This window comes from Paraglaciecola sp. L3A3 (assembly GCF_009796765.1).
Classification (GTDB): domain Bacteria; phylum Pseudomonadota; class Gammaproteobacteria; order Enterobacterales; family Alteromonadaceae; genus Paraglaciecola.
The window spans coordinates 1,038,377-1,060,649 of sequence record NZ_CP047023.1 but is presented as its reverse complement, the minus strand read 5'-3'; the positions used below and the strand labels follow the sequence as shown (position 1 = coordinate 1,060,649).

Genomic DNA, 22,273 nt, shown 5'->3' with positions numbered 1-22,273 from the left:
ATATAGGGCTTGCTAACATGCATGACGCTATTAATAAGGTATATTAATGAATAAAGCTATTTTCCATTTCCATTTTTTCAAAAATGCAGGCACCTCATTAGACGCTTCCTTTAAAGCCAATTTCACAGAAAAAGAGTGGGTGACAAAAGAATTTCCTGGCAACTTAATTGAAAACCGGAAACAGGTAAAAAATTGGATATTAGAAAATCCTCGAGCTAAGTGCTTTTCTTCACATACAGCTGCTTTACCAGTCCCAATATTAGATCATATTCAATTACTACCTGTTTTATTTATACGTCACCCTCTCGACAGAATAGCTTCAGTATATGCCTTCGAAAAAAAGCAAGGGGGAAATGGTTTTGGAGCAGTATTAGCTCGTAATACCTCACTTAAAGGATATATTGAAACTCGTAATGCCTTAGGTCATGACCGACAATGCCGAGACTTTCATGTGGGACTTTTAGCGCATATGTTTTCAAACGAGCATGGGAGCGAATTTGAACGAGCTAAAAAAGCCATTGAAGAATTACCATTTGTAGGCTTGGTTGAAGAATTCGACGAGTCATTACAACGATTAGAAAGCTGGTTAGCAACTGAAGGCTTAACAGATATTTCACTGAAACCTGTTGTACAGAATGTATCTAGAAACACATCGATTTCAATTGAAGAAAAAATGGAAGGCTTTAAAAAACAACTTGGCGATGAGTTTTTCGATGAAATAATGGTTAGTAACGAACAGGATATGATTTTATACGAGATGGTAAAAAGCAGATTTAGTAATTAAGGCACATGACTGAAGGAATAGTGGTGTTCTTTCGAGGTTATGCTACGCAATGTATGCCCTTTTAAAACTCGCCTGAAAGGAATTCCCCTGTACTTTCTGCTCTGTATTCTCTCTAATTGAAAGGGAACAGGCATTACTTCATAGGGACGTCTTGATCAAAAAGCACTGGACGCATTCTGAGTGACGACTAATCTAGCTAGAATGGTATAAGCTAATAATTCTATAACTAAACCATTATGGCAGTCATCTATCCTAAGCAGCTTTTGAAAAGCCGACACAGGCTAGTATAGTCGTTATTGTATATTGTCCAGCTATAGACGGGAATTAGCCCCAGACACGTTATTTCTGCGTGTATCTAGCAAAATTGTCTATTTACGTTTACCTCGCCATTTCTATATATTACTAGTAGAAGTATAGACTTTGGATCAATGTAAATAAGCCGAGAGACTGTAATGCCCTCTATAACACACTACCTTAGCTCATTTACCGTTGCTATTATAATTTTCACAATTCCAAAAAGCATTAACACAAGAGCTAAAAACAACGCCAAATTATAAAAGATCTTAGGGTAACTAGCATCTTCTGGTAAAGTCGGAGACTCTACAACTACTAGATACTTCAATTGGCGATAAGCTTCAATTCTGGACTTCTCTAGAGAAACAAGAGATGAAGTATAAGCCTGAAGTGCTAATTCTAAATCGATTTTATAATCACCATATTTCGCAAGAATTTCGCCGACCGCCATAGAGTGAGCTTCGGTATCATTAGTATCTGGTCCTCTATCATTATCGGTTAGGCGACTTCTTTCATTATTCAATTGCTGAACTAGGCTATCTAACTCAGCCTGAGCTTGCAAAACCAAAGGCGCCTCGCCACTCATACTGGTAGCTAACGCTCTTAATTCCGTTTTTTTCGCACTAATTTTCCCTTCAAGTTGATACGATATTTGCTGCAATGCCATGCCTTCAGCTTCTGGATCTAATAAATTGTAACGACGCTGAAACCTCAATAACACAGATTTGGCTGAACTCAATTTTTCTTGTACGAGGGTATGTTCTTTCTGCACAAAATCTAATTGATTTTTTGCAAGATTGCGGCCTATTTCATTGATATACCATTCTGCACGCTCAACTAACAACTCGCTTAACTTATGCGCGACTTGAGGTTCAAATGCTTGTGCTTTAACAGTAATAACTTGTGAATTTTCATCGATTTCTATACTAATCATTTTCAGAAAGAACTTTAATTGATTTTCTTTACTAGCATCTTCAGACAAGCGACTAAAGGAGTCGTATTGGTTATCACTAAAGTGCTCAATCACGTTTATTTCGCGATCGAGATATTTCAACATGTCTGCTGAATGGATATAAGATTTAACCAACTGGGTATCTGAACTACCACCTGATATACCAAAGCCCGACATCACTGCCATAGCGGGATCTAATGTGGCCATTCCGTTAGGTTCTTTCACAATTAGCTGAGCTTGGCTTTCATAACGTGGACTCGCTAACATTGTTTGATAAAAACCAAAAAGGAAAAAAGGAATAATCACAAACATAACAATTGGCTGATTGAGTTTTTTCATACCCGTTTGTTTACTGCTACTAAAAAGAGCTTTACCTAACCTTTTTAGCCCAGAAAAAGTATGACGTCTTGATGGCATATTATGCGATGAGGTGATGGCTAACTCTGGATGCAATTTGAAAGTCTTTGCACGTAAGTCATCTAACAGTTCACAATTTGATTTTGTTGGCGATAAATTTCTAACACGCTGCATTAACCTAAATGCAAAAGCGAGGTCTGTTTTTTCTAATTCTTTCACACGAATTAATAAAAAATCAGCATCCGACCATTGTTCTGTAGTCAAAGAGCACCTTAGTTTTTTTATTTTATTTTCGAGTACTTGTTGAGATTGCTCTGTCATGATTACTTATAACGCCTGATATTCTTCGATCCCATGTTCGAGATCATTGTAAAAAGTAAGTTCGCCTTTGTGTATCACAATAGCACTGTCACAAAACTGCCTAATTTCTTCCATCTCGTGGCTTACCATAATAATACTGGCCTGTTTACTGCGCTCTAACAGGGCTTCTTTTGCTTTGCGTCTAAACTTGGCATCGCCTACAGATGTCACCTCATCTATCAAGTAAACATCGAAATCAATTGCTATAGAGCAAGCAAAAGCTAATCTGGGTTTCATTCCACTCGAGTAACTACGCACAGGAAGGTAGTATTTTTGGCCTAATTCAGCAAATGCTTTAACTCTTTCTTCATAAGCATCTAAATCTTTTATCCCATTAATTTTACCAATAAACCGAGCATTCTCTTGACCAGTCATTAGTTGATGGATACCAGTGGCGAGGGCAACTGGCCATGATAAATTCAAATCCGTGACAATTTTGCCACTATTGGGATACTCACTGCCAGCTAAAAGCCTAAACAAGGTTGATTTACCTGCACCATTAGAACCTAAAATACCAATATTATGACCTTCAGGAATATCAAAATTTAGCCCTTTAAACACATACTGATTACCTAAATGTGAAGGATAATATTTAGTAAGATTTCTTAAACTAATCATCGACTAATTGCCTGTTTCCAATAGGTGAAATATACAGCCAATGATGAAAACGCAAACACGATGGTGGTGAAGGCTAAATAACTTAAACTGACTCCTGCATCACCATAAGTCGAGTGCACTGAAAAACGGGTTAATTCAATAGCGTGAAGTATCGGATTCCAGTTCAAATATTGCCAGTACTCTTTGGGAAAATCTTGTAACGAAAAGAATACACCAGAAATGAAAAACAGTGGACGTGTAATAAGGTCACGTACTTTTCTTATTTCTTCTACAAATAATTCCGCAATACCAAATAAAAGACCTAGTGAAACAGCAAACAACCATAACAGAAAAAAACAACATAAAAATAACAAAGGGTCTGACATTGGCAAGTCCATCCCCATAAAATACATGATGATGATGATCCCAATAATAACAAAACCTTTAACTAATAATTCGAATAATCCACTGGCGATCACTGCACTAATGGGTTGTACTTGTCTAAATGCGTACAAGGCCTTATTCCTACCAATCGCACTTGAAGCTGCACCAAGGGTTTGTAAAAAACTTTGAATAAAAAGTAGGCCTATTGCCATAAATGTAAACGTAGGAACAGTGTGAGTTTCTCCTCCATCAACTCGGCCTCGAAGAAAGGAAAGCAGAAAAATAAACGCAACAGGTTGGATAACCGACCAACTTATGCCAATTTTGTCATTAAAGCCTGTTCTGATTTCTCGAACAAACAATGCAAAAATGACATCACGCCAAATTTCCCATTTATTACGTTTAATAACTGTGGTCATAATCTACAAATTCTCTTTACTGAGAAAAACGCTATTTAACAGCATTGGCTGCAATAGCAATTTGATAGACTATTTGTGTGATGTCTTTTACTGATTGCATAATCTTAGTATCAATTTTAGGCAAAACTAGGATTTGATCACCCGCTTGTAATGTTTGCTCGTTTTCACCTTTTAACCAAGAGCCTTCGGCATCAAGAAATACAGTCAATCCATTTGCCCTAACCACAGCTATACGCTCATCGTTGGCTCTTTCGCTAAAACCACCGGCCCATGCGACGTAATCTCTTATGCTGGCTTTAGGATTATAAACAATAGCCTGAGGCATCAGTACTTCACCAGACACTTGAATTAGATCTGTGTGTGCTGGTATTACTATTTCATCGCCCTGCTCTAATCGAATGTTCGCTACGTTACCATTTTCAGACACTATGACTTTACCCAGTGGTTCAATCTGTCTGGCTCTGGCGACAAATTGCGATACTAGCTCTGCTTCTTGAGCTCGTATTCGTCCCTCGCCATCTGATGCAGCAGGCGCGGTAAATATGCTGCGTTCCAAGCGGTTTAATGATTCGTCAATAAGTATTTTTTGTTGCTCAACTACACTTTTACGTTTGATATAAATAGCGCCGTAGTTAGCTTGATTAGGATCAACTTCGATATGACTAAGGATGTCTAACAATCGTGTGTTTTTATCCACTGTATAAAATGACGGCCCTAAATAACTACCAGAAATTTGTACGCTAATAACTTGAGGTCGCAAATCGTCATTAAACAAGACGACATCACCATCTAAAATATTGAAGGAATTAAATTCTGCTACTGGCATATACACAGATATAGGGCCTGAGCTGCGATTGCCAGTTATAGCCACGTGGCTGGTTTTCTCTAATGGCCGCGCATAATACGTTAAATCTTCACCTGATGAATGATTTTGTAGTAACTCAAACCGAAATGGATAACGAGCAGCGCCTTCAACCGTAACCATAGCACCTTGTTCTTCAACTAACACAACATCTTGGTCTTTGAATGAAAATGCTGGCAGTTTGCCTTCTTTAAGAAAATCATAAAGGTCATAATCAAGCACTAGTTGTTGATTTCTTAATACCTTGATGTTGCGATAACTGCCACGGTGTGGATCAATTCCACCAGCTCGTTTGAGGTAAAACAATACTGAATCAGATGCTAGGCCAGCGTATTGACCAGGGCGTAACACAGGTCCTGCGACAAATACGCTTACTGGAGTAGAGGTCAGTAAATTAACATAAATGCTAACGTTGTTAGTATAAATACTCTTAATACTTTGAGTTACTACCGAATTAATTCGGTTTGCAGGAACATCTTTTACTTTGACAGGCCCTACATCAGTAATAAATATGTTGCCCTGATTATCTACCGTCATCACTTCTGCTCGATTCACTGTGCCCCACATTTGAATCGATATTTTGTCACCAGGTGCGACTAAATAAGCACTATTAAGGCCGTCACTGCGTTCAGACTCAAATCCTCCTTGAAACAAGTTTGCTCCATAAGGCGGAGGTAATCCTTCTTCTCCCGCAGGCAGCGGTCCTGACGAAGAAGGTACATTAATAGGTTGGTTACGGCCGGTACTATTGCCACCAGATTGAATATATTGAGATAAGTCTACTCTATCTCCGGCCCCAGCTTGTTGAGCCTGTTGCAATTGTTGTTCTGTTAAAGATTGCTGAGCAAATAGACTAGAGCTAATAAAAGTGAGTAGCACCCAAGCACAACTTTTCCACTGCATTATTGTTTTCATAAACTCACCTCTGACATCGCTTTCTCACTATATTCAGAGATAACTTTATTCACTTGAAACCAACCTTTATCAGAGTTTTTACAATAGATATCTTGTCCTGATGGTTTTGCTATCACCTTGCGACAAATAAAACCAGAAGCAGCAAAAAACTTAGCACCTACGACAGCTTCTTGGTTATTGATGGTCAAAACGGCTCCTGTTTTTGAATTTGAAAGAGCAGTCCCTAATGATAAATCAACAGACGGAGCATCCGCCACGAAGTGATGCTCAACTAAAGCACGGGATGCCACTGGCTGATCTATGCTGCTGCAGCCTTGCATGACAGTGAAAATAATGGGAAGTAATAAGATGTTTTTCATATAATAATTTAAATCAACTACTTAGTCGGTGAATACTAACGCTTGATTAGTAAAAAACCAACTTCTAGTTGGTTTATATTAGGCTCAAGCTAGATTAAATGAGTGATTATTTACGCTGTTGAAAAGAGCGAAAAAAGCGTAATACAGTCCAAATATTTTGAATGACTGAAGTGTATATTATTAAAGACACAATAAAGCTCCAAAACATAATGTATTCTGGGATATTGTATAATTCTCCAACAATTCCTACTAAGGCATAACCGGCGCCCATCAACAGAATCACGGCTAACGAGCGGCGTGATGACAAGCCTGCTCGCATAAATATATTGTGTAGATGGTGTTTGTCTGCTTTTAGCATCGACTGACCTTTTCTAGCTCGTCGAAACATAATGGCAGCCATATCCATTAACGGTAATCCAATGATCCAAATTGCTGCAACAGGCCTCATGGCTGCGCCTTCACCTTGAGTAAAGTCAACCAGTAACCACACAATCGTTAGACCAACAAACATACTACCACTGTCGCCTAGAAAAATTTTATTACCTTTAAAACCACGCCAACTTAGGTTAAACGCTAGAAAAGGAACAATAGCAGCAACTACCATCATGGGAGCCATCATGGCCTGACTATTATTAGATGCAAATAATAAAAACACTACAGCTAGTAAAACAATTAAACTCATTCCGCCTGCGAGCCCGTCAATGCCATCGATCATATTAAAGGCGTTAATGACTCCAACAACACAGATTAAAGTAAAGAAATATCCTGAGAGGTCTAGATGCGCATCGCCGAAACCACTTATATTGCCGAGCGATGTAATATAATTTTGTGCTGCCAAAGCCATAATAGCTGCAACAATGAATTGGCAAACAAGCCGTCCTTTAGCACTTAAATCAAACTTATCGTCCACCATACCAAGTAACACGATCAAAGTTGCAGCGGTAAAGAATAATGAGCCATTCTTGAACCAGACATCAGTAACAAAACTGGCGATAATGACTGCCCCATAAATAGCAACACCACCAGTTAAGGGAACCATTCCAGTATGAGACTTACGGCCATTCGGCTGATCCACTAAACCCAATTGATGGGCAAATGGGGTCATGATAACCAACAGAAAGATAGCCACAAAGAATGCGGTAAATATTGGCAAAAACTCTAATTGATGAAACATCTAACAATCCATTCTATTTTCTTAACTTTTTTACTATTATTTTGATAAAGCAAAAATCAAGCCTATTAAATTATTATTCATTTATGTTTGGTAAAGATATTAAATTTTAAAAGCTCTTAAATTTAGATAATCCCAATAAACACTCGAAAAATTCACATCCTTGCATCAACCTTAGATCGAAATATTTTTTAAAGTAGTTACCCGATACGGCCATTATATTATCAAACAACACCCGCGACTGACCAGCTAATTAAAGTTAATCTTTGTGTTAAATTGTAACCGAAATGTTACCCCCCTCCCCTAAGCTAATATCACTTGTGATATTATATATATAAAAACAGATGGAGACTGATTTCTAACACTTTTTCTGTTAATTCTCCCTCAAAATAAAGTCATTACAAAATGCTATTGATATGATGTTTCACAACAACAAATATTATTCTTCTCCCAATATGAAATTGTTTTAGGCTGAGTGTTGTTTTAACTTTGCAGCTTTAGTATAAACAATCCTCCCAAATAGAAAGACTCAGTAGTAATTGTCAGATCAAGTCTTTGTGATAGGCTTGATTTTTATTATCAACACAACTCATAACTAATAAAAACAAAAGGCTGATCAATGACAACAGAATCAAAATCTACCGACCTAGATACTGGGTTTTTCGGTCACCCGCAGGGTTTATCAACGCTATTTTTTACCGAAATGTGGGAAAGATTTAGTTATTACGGTATGCGGGCATTGCTCGTACTATTTATGACAGCGAGCATTCAAGAAGGTGGCTTGTTCATAACCGTGGCATCGGCTTCGGCTATTTATGGTTTATACACAGGTGCTGTCTATTTAATGGGTTTGCCTGGTGGCTGGATTGCTGACCGCTTATTAGGTTGCCAAAAAACAGTTTGGTATGGCGGTTTAATTATCTTTTCTGGGCATGTGGTTTTAGCGATTCCTAATGATTCAACCTTTTTTATTGGTCTAGTGTTAGTGGTTTTGGGAACTGGTCTACTTAAACCTAACATTGGCGCTATGGTCGGCCAGTTATATAGTAAAAATGATAAAAGACGCGATGCTGGTTACACCTTGTATTACATGGGGATTAATATTGGTGCATTTTTGGCCTATTTGGCAGTAGGTCCTTTAAAAGAGCAAGGTTTATGGCATTGGGCGTTTGGTTTAGCTGCTGTGGGTATGGCTTTAGGTTTAGTTTTATATCGTAAAACCATTTATAAATTAGGTGATGCTGGGGCTGAGCCAACTGTTAAATCTAGCCCTAAAATGATACGTACTAGTTGGGGCATAATAACTTGTTTCTTGCTCGCACTGGCACTAATGATGGTCTTAATTATGTCAGGTTCCATTGTCGTTGATCCTGTGGCGACGGCCGAATATGCAGCGGTGATCATTACTGCCATATTTTTAGCGTATTTTGCTGGTGTGTTTTTCTTAGGTAATTTAGACGGAAACGAAAAACGTAGTTTAAGTGCTTTGTTTTTAGTCTGTGTTGCTTCAGCTTGTTTTTGGGCGGGGTTTGAACAGGCAGGCTCTTCTTTAAACTTGTTTGCTCAGGACTACACTAATCGTATGGTCGGTTCTTTTGAAATACCGACCATTTGGTTCCAGCTTTCCAACTCAGCATTTATCATCATGTTAGCGCCTTTTATTGCGGCCTTATGGATCAACTTAGCGAAAAAAATGATCACCCCTTCTTACGGGATTAAATGTGCCTTAGGTTTAATTATTATGGCACTTGGCTTTTTAGTGATGTTTTTTGCAGCTCAATATGCAGCAGCAGGAATGAAGGTTGCTCCTTACTGGTTAGTAACCACCTACTTCTTACATACGGTTGGTGAATTGTGTCTAAGCCCAGTTGCATTAAGTGCTGTGAGTAAACTCTCACCTAAACGGTTTGCCGGACAAATGATGGGCGTTTTTGTTCTTACTTATTCTATTGGTAACGTGGTAGCCGGTCTGCTTGCAGGAAACTTTGACCCGGAAAACTTAGATCAAATGCCAGAGTTATTTATGCAAATTTGTCTAGTCAGTACCCTAATCGGTGTGGTGATTGCTATTTTAACTTTAAAAACTGGCAAGTGGGAAAAACTCACTAACGAATAAACCTATTCATTTTATATTTTTCAAAGCATGAATAGAATAAGACATGCTAGAATGTGCGCTCGGCAAGCATACTTGATGGCATAAATGCCAACCTACATTCAACTTGTGTAGGTTGGCATTTATGCCCGTCAACAACGAATCAACAAACGAACAGTTTCAAGGATAAAGGGTATATAAGCCCCAAAATATTAGTAATGACAGATAAGCCCTATTAAAAATGACCTTTTATTTTTCGACAAAAAAAATACCACAACTACAAGATTTATCTTTGCCTCAGAGGTTAGAAGCGATTCAATTAGCAGAACGTAAATTAACTGGCCCAGAAAAATTATTACTTAACGTTTTAAAGTTACTAGTTGTTATTCCAGTATTTGTCTTAATTATCCAAATTTCCACAAACTGGATGGCCATTTTTTGGGCATTATTGGTAACATTACTTTATCCATTGATCATCAAACCAGTTCATTATGGTTTATGCGTAAAATACATCCCACAAAAACACACGCAAGGAGACTAAATATGCAAACAATTCTAGTAACAGGCGGCGCAGGTTACATTGGCAGTCATACCGTTTTACAGCTATTAGAAGCAGGCAATCAGGTTATCGTACTGGATAACTTGTGTAATTCATCTCAGGAGTCTCTTAATCGAGTAGAAGAGTTAACCGGCAAAAAAACGATTTTTGTGCAAGGTGACATCAGAGACCACACCATCTTAGAATTGTTATTTTCTAAACATAAAATTGACTCAGTGATCCACTTTGCAGGTTTAAAAGCGGTAGGTGAATCAGTAGAGAAACCATTAAATTATTACAACAATAATGTATATGGCACTTTGAAGTTATGTGAAGCCATGAAAAAATTTGGCGTGAAAAATTTAGTATTTAGCTCGTCTGCAACCGTTTATGGTGACCCAGTAGAACTACCTTTACGTGAAGATATGCCGACTGGTCAACCGACCAACCCTTACGGTATGTCTAAGTTAATGGTTGAATTAGTGTTACGTGATTTATACAAATCAGATAATGACTGGAACATAGCATTATTAAGATACTTCAATCCAGCCGGTGCTCACCCATCTGGTCGTATAGGTGAAGATCCAAACGGTATTCCAAATAACTTGATGCCTTTTATCACGCAAGTAGCAACAGGCAAGCGCGAAAAACTTTCTATCTATGGTAATGATTACGATACACCAGATGGTACAGGTGTACGTGATTATATTCATGTTGAAGATTTAGCAGCTGGCCACTTAAAGGCCCTAGAAAAATTGCAAACAGGTGTTGGCATTGTGACTTATAACTTAGGCACTGGTCAGGGTTATAGCGTACTAGATATGGTAAAAGAGTTCGAAAAACAAAGCGGACAAGCAATTCCATATGAATTCGCTCCTCGCAGAAGTGGTGATGTAGCATCTTGTTATGCTGATCCTAAAACGGCTAGCGATGCTTTAGGCTGGAAAGCCACAAGAGGGTTGCCTGAAATGTGTCGTGACTCATGGAACTGGCAATCGTCTAACCCAGAAGGTTACTAACAAAGTTAGATTTAAGCTTCGATTTTATAATATTCAAAAGGCTGCATTTCGCAGCCTTTTTGTTAACTAAAGCTTAAAAAACAGTTGCGAGTGACGATATCAGAGTCACGAGAAAAAGCAGAATGAGGCTTTTTCTACCGCTAGTAACTCGAATCTTTTATTTCACTGCTTCACTCAGCTAAGTCTGCTTTATTCTGTTCTTAAAAGCCCTGGATTCCGGCTTAAAAGCACACCGGAATGACGACAGGTGAGGCTTGTCTTAATACGTTTTTCCTCTGTGCCCTCTGTGCTTATTTTGTAGGTCGTCCATTTATGGCGTCTATTTTTTACATTGACGGGCTAAAGCCACGACCTACATCGCTCTTATTCTACTGCTTTACGCTGCTCAGTATGTAACACTTTGCCTATTCTACACTTAAAAGCCCTGGATTCCGGTTTAAAAGCACACCGGAATGACGGAATATAGGACTTGTCATAACACTCATTCCCTCTGTGGTTCAAATTCTTTTATTCTTTTGTAGGTCGTCCATTTATGGCGTCTATTTTTACATTGACGGGCTAAAGCCACGACCTACATCGCTCTTATTTTACTGCTTTACGCGGTTCAGTCTGTTTTAACTATCCCCTAGCTACTATTTCCTATCTACTGCGTTTCCCCTACAAATCATCCAAAAATGCTTCTAAATCCGCATCTAATTCGGCTTCTTCAGCAGATTGTTTAACCGCGCCATCATTCACTTTAAATTCTAAGTTCTGAAAATATGCACTTTTCACAAATGCATAAGGATCGACAGAAGAATTTAATTGCTGCTCTTGTTGAATAACAGAAGCTCTAGTCTCTAATACTTTAATACCAGAACGCAAAATAGTGAGATAAAAGTTTAAGCTATCTAAAGGAGAATATGCACTATCGACTACATCACCCACACTACTACGAATATCACTCGGGCCCATAGCTGGGATCATCAAATAAGGACCAGTAGTCACCCCCCACTTACCTAATACTTCACCAAATTCTTCTTCTTTAGGCTCTAAACCAATTTCACTAGCAACGTCGATCATGCCTAATAAACCAACCGTAGAGTTCAGTAAAAATCGACCTAAACTAATAAAGGTATCTTCTACTTTACCTTGTAATAAATTATTCAAAGAATTGGAAGGCTCTTCTAAATTCTCAGCCACATTCAACAAGCCAGTTCGCGCCACTTGAGGCATATAATCAACATAAACTACTGTCACAGGACGTAATAAGTAGGCATCTAATACATCATAATTAAAGTCCCATAATGTCCTATTGAGCGATTCAAAAGGGTCTTTAGGATCTTGATAGTTTACCGCTTGTTCCCTACTCGCATCTCTAGATGCACAGCCGCCCAATACCAGTAATACTGCGATTAGACTCAATATACCCCTTGGATTCATTTTAATACCTTATTTATAACAATCGTTTCTTTGGTTAAATCTGAATCACTCAGGGTAACGACTAATTCACCTTGTAACTCGCCAGGAGCTTGACCTACGTTTTCGTCTGCTGAAATTCTGGCCACTAGTTTTGCTTGTTCAAGTTGAGACAAAGTAAAACCTGCCATCATGGCATTCTGGTTAGACAGCTCTACCACCACTGGTAATTTAGGTATAGCCATTTTCACCACAGCAGCAGGCATACGCACTTGTCCAGTAGGATCTTGAGCAAATATAAATAAAAATCCACCTTGAGGTAGCTGACTGGCTAAATCACTGTCAAGCTTAACTGTGACTTCAACTCTTTTGCTTGTAGCTGACTCAACTGACTGCTCGACTGAAGTGTCCATCTGTGCAGTTTGCCCGCCCTGAATATCAATGTTTAATTGCTCAATACGTTGGCCAATAGCCAGGTAGTTAGGATCGTCTTTAGGCACAAATTCACGTAATTTTTGCCAATTTTCTAGTGCTAATGCCTTATCGTCTAATTGAGTAGCCACAACCGCTAACATCCCCATAGCATTAGTATTATCAGCTTCTAAGGTTAATACATGCTGTAACACTCGCTTTGCTTGTAACACTTGTTGCTCTTGTCCTGTCATTAACAGAGCTTGTGCATAACTGGCTAAGGTACCTGTATTATTTGGATCCAATTCAATTGAGCGCTCAAATGCTTTAATGGCATTATCAATTCGATTAATAGCAGCAGAAACACGTCCTAATAACATCCAGCCAATAGGATCATCTGGTTCATCTATTAGTCGACTACGTAAACCTAAAGAAAAGTCCTGCATATCTTCAAGTGTTAAAGTCTCATCGCCTTTTAATATTCGTTGACCTAAGTCACTGGTGTTATCTTTTGCTTGTTGCCAATGAACAATTTTATCTACTTCATTGGCATAATAATAAACAGTCAGTCCCACTGCTAGACTAAACACTATGGCAATAATGACAGCTAATTTACCGCTTGTAGATTCCGTATCTTTAGCTTTAACTTCATCCAATAAAGCCATTTTGAATTCATTTTCAGATTGTTGCCTATCAGTATCAGTTAATAGACCTTGATTTTGCTCTGTGGTGAGTTCACCAATACGTTGACGTATCAAACTAGTGTTAGTTAGTGTGTCTTCTTCTGTTGAATTCGTTTTTCTTAACCATGGCAAAAATATCAATAAAACGGCAGCCGCCAATAAAACACCGGCGCCTATATAAAATTCGTTCACTCGTCACGCTCCAATAATTCTTGCGCTTGTTTTAGCTTTTCATCGTTTACCACTGGACCTTGCTTTTTACGACTCATAACAATCCAAGTAATAGTGCCAAGTATAAAAAACAGAGGTAATAACCATAACCAGATCGTCATAGAATTAACCGGGGGTTGATAATAAACAAAATCGCCATAACGCTGTTTCATAAAGCTGACAACTTGCTCTTTATTCTTACCTTGTTGCACTAAATCATGCACTTTACGTTTAAGGTCAACCGCTATCATGGCATCAGAATCTGCAATATTTTGATTTTGGCATTTAGGACAACGTAACTCTTTGGTTAATTCCAAAAATAATGCGGTTTGGTGGGGATTATCAAATTGAAACTTGTCTTCTATGGCTTGGGCTGAGCCTGCACATAAAATAACTAAACTAAAAAACAGATGCTTAAACATTATTTAGCCACCAACTCATCATAAATAGGCGCAAATTTTTTCGCCCATACTCTAGGGTTAATATCACCAATATGGTGTAAACGAATTTTACCTTGTCGATCAATTAAGTAGGTTTCAGGTGCGCCAGTCACACCTAAATCCAAAGATAAATCTCGTTTCACATCAAAAATATTGAAGGCATAAGGGTTACCCAATTGAGCCAATTTTTCGGTGACTTCTTGCTGCACACGCTGCACTGTTTTAATACCGAAGTCAGGATCGATATCTTGGTCGTAATACAAACCCACTATATGTTTGCCTTCTTGCTCTAACTGTTTTAGGTAAGGCAATTCGATAGCACAGGTAATACACCAAACTCCCCAGACGTTTAACAAGGTGACTTTACCCAGAAAAACATCTTGGGTGTAAGTCTGCTTGGTATTCATTAGGTCTGGTAAAACAAAAGCAGGCATTGATTGTTCAAGTAACGTTGATTCGTGTTCTCTCGGATCAGAAAATAAACCTTGATATAAAAAGGCTAATAATCCTAAAAATACGACTAGAGGAATTAAGAAAACTAGTGTTTTTTTCAAGATTTTTGCTCCGTTAAAGATTGCACTGGCGCTTGAGCTACTTTTGCTTTTTTATTGTTAGATCTTCTGGCTAATCTTGCCATACGGTAACGTTTATCAGAAATAGACAATACGCCTCCCATGCCCATGATAAATGCGCCTGCCCAAATCCATACTATAAAGGGTTTAACATAAATTCGAATCGACCAATCGCCATTTTTCAATTGTTCACCCAAGGCAACAAACAGGTCGCGAGTGAAGCCAGAATCAATACCGGCTTCTGTCATAACGTTTCTTTGAACTGGATAAAAACGTTTTTCTGCATTCAAGCTAACAATTTTGGCACCGTCTTCAAACACATCCACATTGGCTACATCACCGCTGTAATTAGGCCCTTCAAATTGCGAAACCCCGTTAAACACAAATTCATAACCTTGCACGACTATTTTGTCACCTTCAGCCATACGAACATTACGCTCATCACTATAGGCACTAACTAATGTGATACCTATTAAGGCAACAGCAAAACCAAGATGGCCCAACACCATGCCCCAATGACTGCGAGTTAACTTTTTCAAATCGGCAAAGTTAAAATCATTATTTGAACCTTGCGGGCGTAATCTTTGGTTAATTTCTAGCACAGTAGTTAACACTATCCAAAAACTCATAGTTAAGCCCAAGGCAGCCATATAGCTAGATTGTTCATAACCTAAAGTGATCAACAATGCAGCGCTTAAACTCAATGCAAAAGCTAACAACAACTGTTTATATAAAGCTTGAGGGGATTGATTTTTCCATCGTGAAAGTGGCCCAATGCCCATAAAAAACACAAATGGCACAATCAAATAGGTAAACATTTGATTAAAGAATGGTGCACCTATTGAAATAGAGCCCATCCCTAACTCTTTATGCACAAGTGGAAACAAAGTACCTAGTAACACAACTAAAGTGGCTGCTGTTAAAAACACATTGTTGCCCATCAATAAGACTTCGCGGGAAATAAGACTGTATTGACCATCGCTTTTAACTTGTGATGCCCGCAAGGCGTATAAGAATAATGAACCTCCAATAATCACAGCTAATAAGCCCAAAATAAACAAGCCACGACTAGGATCACTAGCAAAGGCATGGACCGACACCAATACGCCTGAACGGATCAAAAATGTGCCTAACAAACTCAGTGAGAATGCAGCGATGGCTAAAAACACAGTCCATGACTTAAACACTTTACGTTTTTCTGTCACAGCTAAACTATGCATTAATGCAGTACCTGCTAACCAAGGCATAAAGGCCGCATTTTCTGATGGGTCCCAGAACCACCAACCACCCCAACCAAGCTCATAGTAAGCCCACCAACTACCGAGAGCTAAGCCTAATGTCAAAAACGACCAAGCTGCAATCGTCCAAGGCCTAGACCAACGTGCCCAAGTAGAATCAAGCTGACCAGAAATCAAAGCGGCGATAGCAAAAGAAAAAGCCACAGAAAAACCAACATAGCCCATATACAACATCGGCGGATGAATAATCATGCCAAAATCCTGCAATAAAGGATTAAGGTCTTTACCATCAATAGGATAAAAAGGAAGTAAACGGTCGAAAGGGTTAGATGTAAGCAACATAAACAAATAGAAACCAATACCTATGGCACCTAATATCGCTAATACTCTAGCGACCATTTTCACCGGAATAGCTTTACTGAACATTGCTACAGCTACTGTCCAGATAGAAAATATCATCACCCATAATAAAAATGAACCTTCGTGCCCACCCCAGACCCCAGTAAACTTATATTGCAGCGGCAATGATAGACTCGAGGTATTTGCCACATAAGCCAAACTAAAATCGTCGGTGACAAAAGCATAAGTCAAACAAAAGTAGGAAAAGCCGGTGAATAAAAACATACCTATTGCTAAAGGTTTAGCCATTGCCATCATTTGCGGCTGATTTTTATAAGCTCCCCACATAGGACAAACAGCTAATAAAACAGCCATCATTAAAGCAATGACTAAAGAGAAATTTCCGAGTTCAGCTAACATAACTAATATCCAGTTCCAGAATTATCAACAGTTTGATTTGGATTCACGTGTTTAATACCTTTCATTTTTTCAGCTAATTCCGGTGGCATATATTCTTCATCATGTTTGGCTAAAACTTCATGGGCTTGTATATGATTATTTTCAGTTAATATGCCTGTCGCCACTATACCTTGACCTTCACGGAACAAATCTGGCAATAAACCATGGTAACTGACTGTCACCACTGGCCCGGTATCCATTAAGTCAAAACTAACATCTAAGGTTTCTTGGTTACGTTTAACCGAACCTGGTACCACCATTCCACCAATCCGAAGGCGTTGACCAACCTCAGGTATTACCCCATCTTTGCCATCTATAATTTCACTTGGGGTATAAAACAAATCAATATTCTTGCTCAAAGCGAACAACATTAAACCTATTGCACAGCCAACTACCAAGACAATAGCTGACACTATAAATAAACGTTTTTTACGTCTAGGATTCATTTTGATTCTCCACTATCAGCTATTTGAGATTGTTGTTTTTGCGCAGCCGCTTTAATTCGAGCCTGGCGAGTTTGTTCTGTTAAAATTTGGGTAAATAACTGACGTTTGGTTAAGATTGAGCCCACCCATAAAACAATTAAACTTAAAAAGCCTAAACCAAACGACAACCAAACATATAAGCCATAACCCCCCATGGCCCAAAATGCGTTTAAATTTTCAAAGTGCATAATAAATCCTAATTGCTATTAGCTAGCTTTTTGCGCTAAGGCTTTTTCTTCAGCGTCTCTGGCTAATTTCACCACCCAAGGACGTTTAATTTCTCGTTTCAATATTTCATTTTGTATACGTAGCAAGGCTATGGCACCACAAGCCATCATCCAGCCAAACAAACACACTAAAAACGGAATTAACATTTCCAACGCCATAGAAGGTTTATCTACTTTCATAAGCGTGGCTCCTTGATGCAAAGAGTTCCACCACTCCACTGAGTAATGAATAATAGGCAAATTGATAATTCCTACTATGGCCATAACAGCAGCCGCTTTACTGGCTTGTTGTTTATCTTCAAATGATTTGTACAGAGACATCACACCAAAAAATAGAAACAGTAAGACCAATTGGGAAGTCATTCTGGCATCCCATTCCCACCATGTTCCCCACATAGGTTTACCCCAGGCGGCACCGGTAATTAATGAGATAAAAGTGACTAATGCGCCAACAGGAGCCAATGCTACCATAGATATAAAAGAGGTTTTTACTTGCCAAACGAGCCCAACAAATGCAGCTATTGCCATGCCTGTATATAAACTTTTCGATAAAATAGCGCTAGGCACATGAATATAAAAAATCCGAAAGGCTTCCCCCTGTTGATAATCAGCAGGAGAAAAGGCTAATCCCCAAATAGTACCAATTACTAAGCCTAACAAGCCCAAAATACTAAACCAAGGCAATAAGGTTTGACATAAATTGTAAGTATTTTCAGTTTTTGCGTAAGGATGTAACCACTTCCACATTAGGTTTGACTCACTTTAAGTGCATAAGCAATGGCAAAAGGCGCCAAAGCTAAAGAAAAAAGAAACATAGCGCCCATGATCGCTAGTTGTCCGGAATATTGCAATTGCATTGACGCCGATTCAACAGCTGAGGTGGCAAATATAAGTAGGGGAATAAATACGGGTAATAACAATAAAGCTAATAACACGCCGCCTCGATTCAATCCCACAGTTAATCCTACGGCTATTGCGCCAATTAGGCTCAATATAGGTGTACCTATTAATAAGGTTGCCACTAATGCCCAATACATAGGCTCAGTTAAATGTAAAAACAATGCCAGTAATGGCGATAAAATGATTAAAGGCAATATGCTAGTTAACCAATGCACAGTCACCTTAACTAAAGCCACTGCTGGTAAAAATGAGCCAGACAAAATTAATTGCTCTAATGACCCATCTTGGTAGTCATCACGAAATAGGCGCTCTAATCCAAGTAATGAAGATAAAATAGCTGCCACCCAAATTACACCCGGACCAATAACTTGTAGTGTTTTAGACTCTGGGCCGACAGCAATCGGAAATAAAGTGATAACCAATATAAAAAACAATAGAGGTTGCATCAGTTCAGCTCTCTGACGATAAGCTAAAGATATATCTCGTTTGAATAAAGCTTTAAGCGCACTCATTAAATTCGATATTCCAAGATCAATTCTTTTGTTGGGTAATCTAACTCTAAGCTTTGATGAGAGGTCATGATCACCGCACCACCTGCAGATAAATATTCAACTAATCTACGACTTAACACTTGTATGCCTTGAGTATCTAGAGCGGTAAAGGGTTCATCGAGTATCCATAATGCTGATCGTTCTTGCAGCCAAAAACGCGCCAATGCAGTTCTGCGTTGTTGACCCGCTGAAAGACTAGCTACAGGCACATCCTCTAGACCGACTAAACCGAGTTTTTCTAACACTTGGTATATTTTTGCATCAGAAGTTTGAACTTGATGGACTTCACACCAAAAATGACAATTTTCTATAGGGCTTAAAGTGCTATTCACGCCTAATTTGTGGCCAAAATATACTAACTGTTGCTGGTAAATTTCAGCACAAACTTTAATGTTCTGATGATTAAATAAAACGTCACCAGAATCAGCTTCAACCAGTCCAGTTAATACCCGCAACAAGCTAGTTTTCCCAGCACCATTAGGGCCTTTGACGTACATTAGATGCCCTGACTCGATAGAGAAATTGACTTGGTCGAACAATAATCTGTCTCGTTTTACAACAGACAAATTACGGGTAGAAAGTACCGCCAAACTAATCCTCGATTAATAGCCAAAAAGTTTTGCGATAATATCATAGGCTTACGCCCTAACCTACTTAACTGATGACTAAATAGTAACAAAATAATTGCAAAAAAAATCGAGACTAACTGCCTAGTCAAAATTTGATATAAACTGCTTCAATCTTTTCAATTTAAGCCGATAAACAGAGTATGCCCACTACTCCCCCATCAACCAATTCAATCTTGCCGCAAACACTTAGCGAATTGAATAAATTAACCTCCTCCTCAGATTTAGCCAAGCAAGGGGTAGAAGTTATAGTTAAACAGCTAAGTGGCAATCTGCTTAACCTAACGGCAACTACATCTTTATTAAGCAAACCCGCACTCATACCTAATCCAGTTATTAATGGTAATTTAACTAATGGGCAAAGCCACCAAATCAAGATAAACGCGACGAATTCTCCAGTGCTTGAATTTTTTTCTAATGAGAGTCCAATCGATAAAAAATTGATTGAGTTGACTAGGCAACAATTAGAGACGTTATTAAAATTACCTGCTAAACAATTAATGGCTCAACTTAGTCAAGTAACAAGCAGCCCCTCTAATAAAACAGTTGTGCTAAATGCGACTGTACTTGACGCTGAACCAAGCGCTAACAAAACCGATAAGTTAACCTTGAGCCAGAATATGGCAGCTTCGCCTAAAAGTAATCCAATACCCAATGGGCCTCCGATATTAAGATTACAGCTAAACGAAGGCAAACCTATGGCTGAAATTCAGCTAAATTTAAAACAGCAGCAACAATTTTCAATAGGAGATAAAGTCGCACTAACTGTTACTGCCAAAGGCGTAAATTGGCAAGTTAGTGTGCAAAACTCAGGGACGGCAACACCTCAAGCTGCATTCAATGAAAAAATCCTTGAACAAAATCAACTCACTAGCACAAAGCCGTTACAACAAGGGAGTCAACTTCAAACTGCCAATAACACTCAAACCTTATTGCTATCGCCGAAACAAGCTATCAACCTCACAAAAGCAGTCGCCCAAGAGTTATTCGCCAACAAAGCAACAAATACTGAGTGGCCACTCCCCATAAAACAGGTAATACAACACTTAAATAAATCACAAAATGTACTAGCACAATCTCTTAGCCAGACATTACAAACCTTGCCTATCGACAAGTTGATATTACAACAGGATCCACAAAGTAAATTTCAGTTAATAGTAGAATCGAAACAACCTGTGGCCTGGCTCCCTATCACCAAAGAAATAGCTCAAGCACTAGCGCCATTAAAACTGCCTAATCAGCAAAGTGTGGAGAAAATACTAAATCAATCCATTACTGCAGAACCACCTTCGAGTGTGAGCAACAAACACATACTCCCAGAATCCTCACTGATAGAATCAGTGACCAAACCACTAACACAAATACTGAATCAGTTAGGTGATTCAGCTAAAAAAATATGGTTCGCACAAAAAGAACAGCCTCAAGTCAGCAATAATCCACTGCCGAATAAAATACCTGACAATACAAAATTACCTCAAGGGGCTATATCACCGGAAAGGACAGCCGAATTAGCCACTCAACTCAATAAAAACACTAATGAACAGATTGTAAAAAATACTGCCACACAGTTACCTATCCACTCAAAACTAGAAAATGCAATTAATCTAAAAGTGCTCGCTAGTCAGTTAGAACAACAAGTCACCCATGAACCAAAAGAAACTAGCTTAATCACGTCGAAATTACTCACGAGTAAATCGCTGCAAATCGGACTCATACAACAATTACTTCGGGTAGTTCAAGCTAAAGCTGAAGTGCCCAGTATTAGTTTACAAAATATTGAAAAAGCCCTAACTGACGCCGAGTTAGTGAAACAAACACCTGAACAAACCAATAAACAAATCATTGAGCAAGTGTTACAACAAACTAAGTCAGCTCTACCTCAAGGTAAAGAATTAGATGCGAGCAACATAAAGCAGTTATTGACCACCCCAGCTCTAAATCTCACACCAACTCAGCTAGTATCAGCGAGTACAAATCAGGGGTTCATGAGTGGTTTGATCACTGTTTTACAGATGTCTTTGAGTGCTAGGTTGACGCGACATCAAACTAGCCGTGAAGAACAGGTTGCTCGAGTACTGAGTACAATTTTACCTGCTAGTGGCCAATCTAAACCATCTATCACAGCTAAAGGGCTAAATGAGTTTTTACAATTAGAACAAAAACATCAGTTGATCCGAGAAATTGGCAGGCTATTTTCTGCTCATCAAGCAAACAAGTTCCATAACGCTGAGCAATTATTGCAAGGCCAAGAAACCTTTTACTATAATCTCCCCACTTTATTAAATGGTGCTTTTAAAGATATAGAATTACTCATCAAACGAGAAGAAAATTCAAAAGAACAAAATGAAAAGGGTGAAAGTGTTAATAAAACATGGCAACTAACGATGAAACTAGGCATAGGCGAATTGGGAGAGTTATTAACAAAAGCAAAACTCAGACCTGACAATCTAGAAGTTAATTTCTATGCGTCCAACGAAGCGGTAAAAATTCAAGTGATGAATTACCTGCCTCTGTTAAAAAGAAAGTTAGAGACTTTGGGTATTGAAGTCAGTAAAAGCCAATGTCAGTTAGGAAAAATTCCGGAGTCATTACAAGAACGCCCATACCATGTATTTCAAACTAAGGTGTAAA

21 protein-coding genes are annotated in these 22,273 nt (G+C 38.6%); 5 read left to right on the top strand and 16 right to left on the bottom strand.

Features of this window, described 5'->3' with window-relative positions; translation table 11 throughout:
- Positions 1–46 precede the first annotated feature (46 nt).
- Positions 47–784 (top strand): sulfotransferase family 2 domain-containing protein, encoded by a 738-nt coding sequence (locus GQR87_RS04480; RefSeq protein WP_158966962.1) that lies wholly within the window; start codon positions 47–49, stop codon positions 782–784.
- A 469-nt stretch (positions 785–1,253) separates the two neighbouring features.
- Here GQR87_RS04480 and GQR87_RS04475 read toward each other — a convergent pair whose 3' ends face one another.
- The 6 genes from GQR87_RS04475 to wecA all read right to left on the bottom strand — a co-directional run bounded on the left by GQR87_RS04475 (position 1,254) and on the right by wecA (position 7,457).
- Positions 1,254–2,708, bottom strand: a complete 1,455-nt coding sequence (locus GQR87_RS04475; RefSeq protein ID WP_158966960.1) for a lipopolysaccharide biosynthesis protein — start codon at positions 2,706–2,708, stop codon at positions 1,254–1,256.
- A gap of 6 nt (positions 2,709–2,714) precedes the next feature.
- Positions 2,715–3,365 (bottom strand): ABC transporter ATP-binding protein, encoded by a 651-nt coding sequence (locus tag GQR87_RS04470; RefSeq protein WP_158966957.1) that lies wholly within the window; start codon positions 3,363–3,365, stop codon positions 2,715–2,717.
- The gene (locus GQR87_RS04465) at positions 3,362–4,147 is read right to left on the bottom strand and encodes an ABC transporter permease (protein WP_158966955.1); all 786 of its coding nucleotides are present in this window, start codon (positions 4,145–4,147) and stop codon (positions 3,362–3,364) included. The genes GQR87_RS04470 and GQR87_RS04465 overlap by 4 nt, the downstream gene beginning before the upstream one ends.
- Positions 4,148–4,178: 31 nt before the next feature.
- Positions 4,179–5,924, bottom strand: a complete 1,746-nt coding sequence (locus GQR87_RS04460; protein WP_158966953.1) for a polysaccharide biosynthesis/export family protein — start codon at positions 5,922–5,924, stop codon at positions 4,179–4,181.
- Entirely contained in the window at positions 5,921–6,283 is a 363-nt protein-coding gene (locus GQR87_RS04455; protein WP_158966951.1) for a hypothetical protein, read from the bottom strand. Before GQR87_RS04455 ends, GQR87_RS04460 begins: the two co-directional genes overlap by 4 nt.
- 106 nt (positions 6,284–6,389) lie before the next feature.
- On the bottom strand, positions 6,390–7,457 hold the full coding sequence (gene wecA, locus GQR87_RS04450) for a UDP-N-acetylglucosamine--undecaprenyl-phosphate N-acetylglucosaminephosphotransferase (protein WP_158966949.1): 1,068 nt from the start codon (positions 7,455–7,457) through the stop codon (positions 6,390–6,392).
- A 616-nt stretch (positions 7,458–8,073) separates the two neighbouring features.
- Between wecA and GQR87_RS04445 the strand changes: the two genes are divergently transcribed.
- The 3 genes from GQR87_RS04445 (at position 8,074) to galE (ending at position 11,103) form a co-directional block, all read left to right on the top strand.
- Complete coding sequence (locus GQR87_RS04445) at positions 8,074–9,570, top strand: peptide MFS transporter (RefSeq protein WP_158966947.1); 1,497 nt, start codon at positions 8,074–8,076, stop codon at positions 9,568–9,570.
- Between the two features lie 217 nt (positions 9,571–9,787).
- Positions 9,788–10,087, top strand: coding sequence for a DUF6170 family protein (locus GQR87_RS04440; RefSeq protein ID WP_158966945.1), 300 nt, complete (start codon positions 9,788–9,790; stop codon positions 10,085–10,087).
- 2 nt (positions 10,088–10,089) lie between these two features.
- Positions 10,090–11,103, top strand: a complete 1,014-nt coding sequence (galE, locus tag GQR87_RS04435; RefSeq protein ID WP_158966943.1) for a UDP-glucose 4-epimerase GalE — start codon at positions 10,090–10,092, stop codon at positions 11,101–11,103.
- A 657-nt stretch (positions 11,104–11,760) separates the two neighbouring features.
- On the opposite strand, the gene GQR87_RS04430 is transcribed toward galE, so the two are convergent.
- Genes GQR87_RS04430 through ccmA form a run of 10 tightly spaced genes read right to left on the bottom strand, consistent with a single transcriptional unit; the run spans position 11,761 to position 19,606 of the window.
- Positions 11,761–12,525, bottom strand: a complete 765-nt coding sequence (locus GQR87_RS04430) for a VacJ family lipoprotein (RefSeq protein WP_158966941.1) — start codon at positions 12,523–12,525, stop codon at positions 11,761–11,763.
- The gene (gene ccmI / locus GQR87_RS04425; RefSeq protein ID WP_158966939.1) at positions 12,522–13,787 is read right to left on the bottom strand and encodes a c-type cytochrome biogenesis protein CcmI; all 1,266 of its coding nucleotides are present in this window, start codon (positions 13,785–13,787) and stop codon (positions 12,522–12,524) included. Before ccmI ends, GQR87_RS04430 begins: the two co-directional genes overlap by 4 nt.
- On the bottom strand, positions 13,784–14,227 hold the full coding sequence (locus tag GQR87_RS04420; RefSeq protein ID WP_158966937.1) for a cytochrome c-type biogenesis protein: 444 nt from the start codon (positions 14,225–14,227) through the stop codon (positions 13,784–13,786). The genes ccmI and GQR87_RS04420 overlap by 4 nt, the downstream gene beginning before the upstream one ends.
- Positions 14,227–14,799, bottom strand: coding sequence for a DsbE family thiol:disulfide interchange protein (locus GQR87_RS04415; protein WP_158966930.1), 573 nt, complete (start codon positions 14,797–14,799; stop codon positions 14,227–14,229). The genes GQR87_RS04420 and GQR87_RS04415 overlap by 1 nt, the downstream gene beginning before the upstream one ends.
- Positions 14,796–16,814, bottom strand: a complete 2,019-nt coding sequence (locus tag GQR87_RS04410) for a heme lyase CcmF/NrfE family subunit (RefSeq protein ID WP_158966928.1) — start codon at positions 16,812–16,814, stop codon at positions 14,796–14,798. Before GQR87_RS04410 ends, GQR87_RS04415 begins: the two co-directional genes overlap by 4 nt.
- 2 nt (positions 16,815–16,816) lie before the next feature.
- Positions 16,817–17,299, bottom strand: coding sequence for a cytochrome c maturation protein CcmE (gene ccmE, locus GQR87_RS04405; RefSeq protein ID WP_158966926.1), 483 nt, complete (start codon positions 17,297–17,299; stop codon positions 16,817–16,819).
- A complete protein-coding gene (gene ccmD / locus GQR87_RS04400; protein WP_158966924.1) occupies positions 17,296–17,526 on the bottom strand; it encodes a heme exporter protein CcmD in 231 nt (76 codons plus the stop codon). The genes ccmE and ccmD overlap by 4 nt, the downstream gene beginning before the upstream one ends.
- Positions 17,527–17,544: 18 nt before the next feature.
- Complete coding sequence (locus tag GQR87_RS04395) at positions 17,545–18,312, bottom strand: heme ABC transporter permease (RefSeq protein ID WP_158966922.1); 768 nt, start codon at positions 18,310–18,312, stop codon at positions 17,545–17,547.
- A complete protein-coding gene (gene ccmB / locus GQR87_RS04390; protein WP_158966920.1) occupies positions 18,312–18,977 on the bottom strand; it encodes a heme exporter protein CcmB in 666 nt (221 codons plus the stop codon). The genes GQR87_RS04395 and ccmB overlap by 1 nt, the downstream gene beginning before the upstream one ends.
- The gene (ccmA, locus tag GQR87_RS04385) at positions 18,977–19,606 is read right to left on the bottom strand and encodes a cytochrome c biogenesis heme-transporting ATPase CcmA (RefSeq protein ID WP_158966918.1); all 630 of its coding nucleotides are present in this window, start codon (positions 19,604–19,606) and stop codon (positions 18,977–18,979) included. The genes ccmB and ccmA overlap by 1 nt, the downstream gene beginning before the upstream one ends.
- A 179-nt stretch (positions 19,607–19,785) precedes the next feature.
- Here ccmA and GQR87_RS04380 point away from each other — a divergent pair, with 179 nt between their 5' ends.
- On the top strand, positions 19,786–22,272 hold the full coding sequence (locus GQR87_RS04380; protein WP_158966916.1) for a flagellar hook-length control protein FliK: 2,487 nt from the start codon (positions 19,786–19,788) through the stop codon (positions 22,270–22,272).
- Position 22,273: the final 1 nt, after the last annotated feature.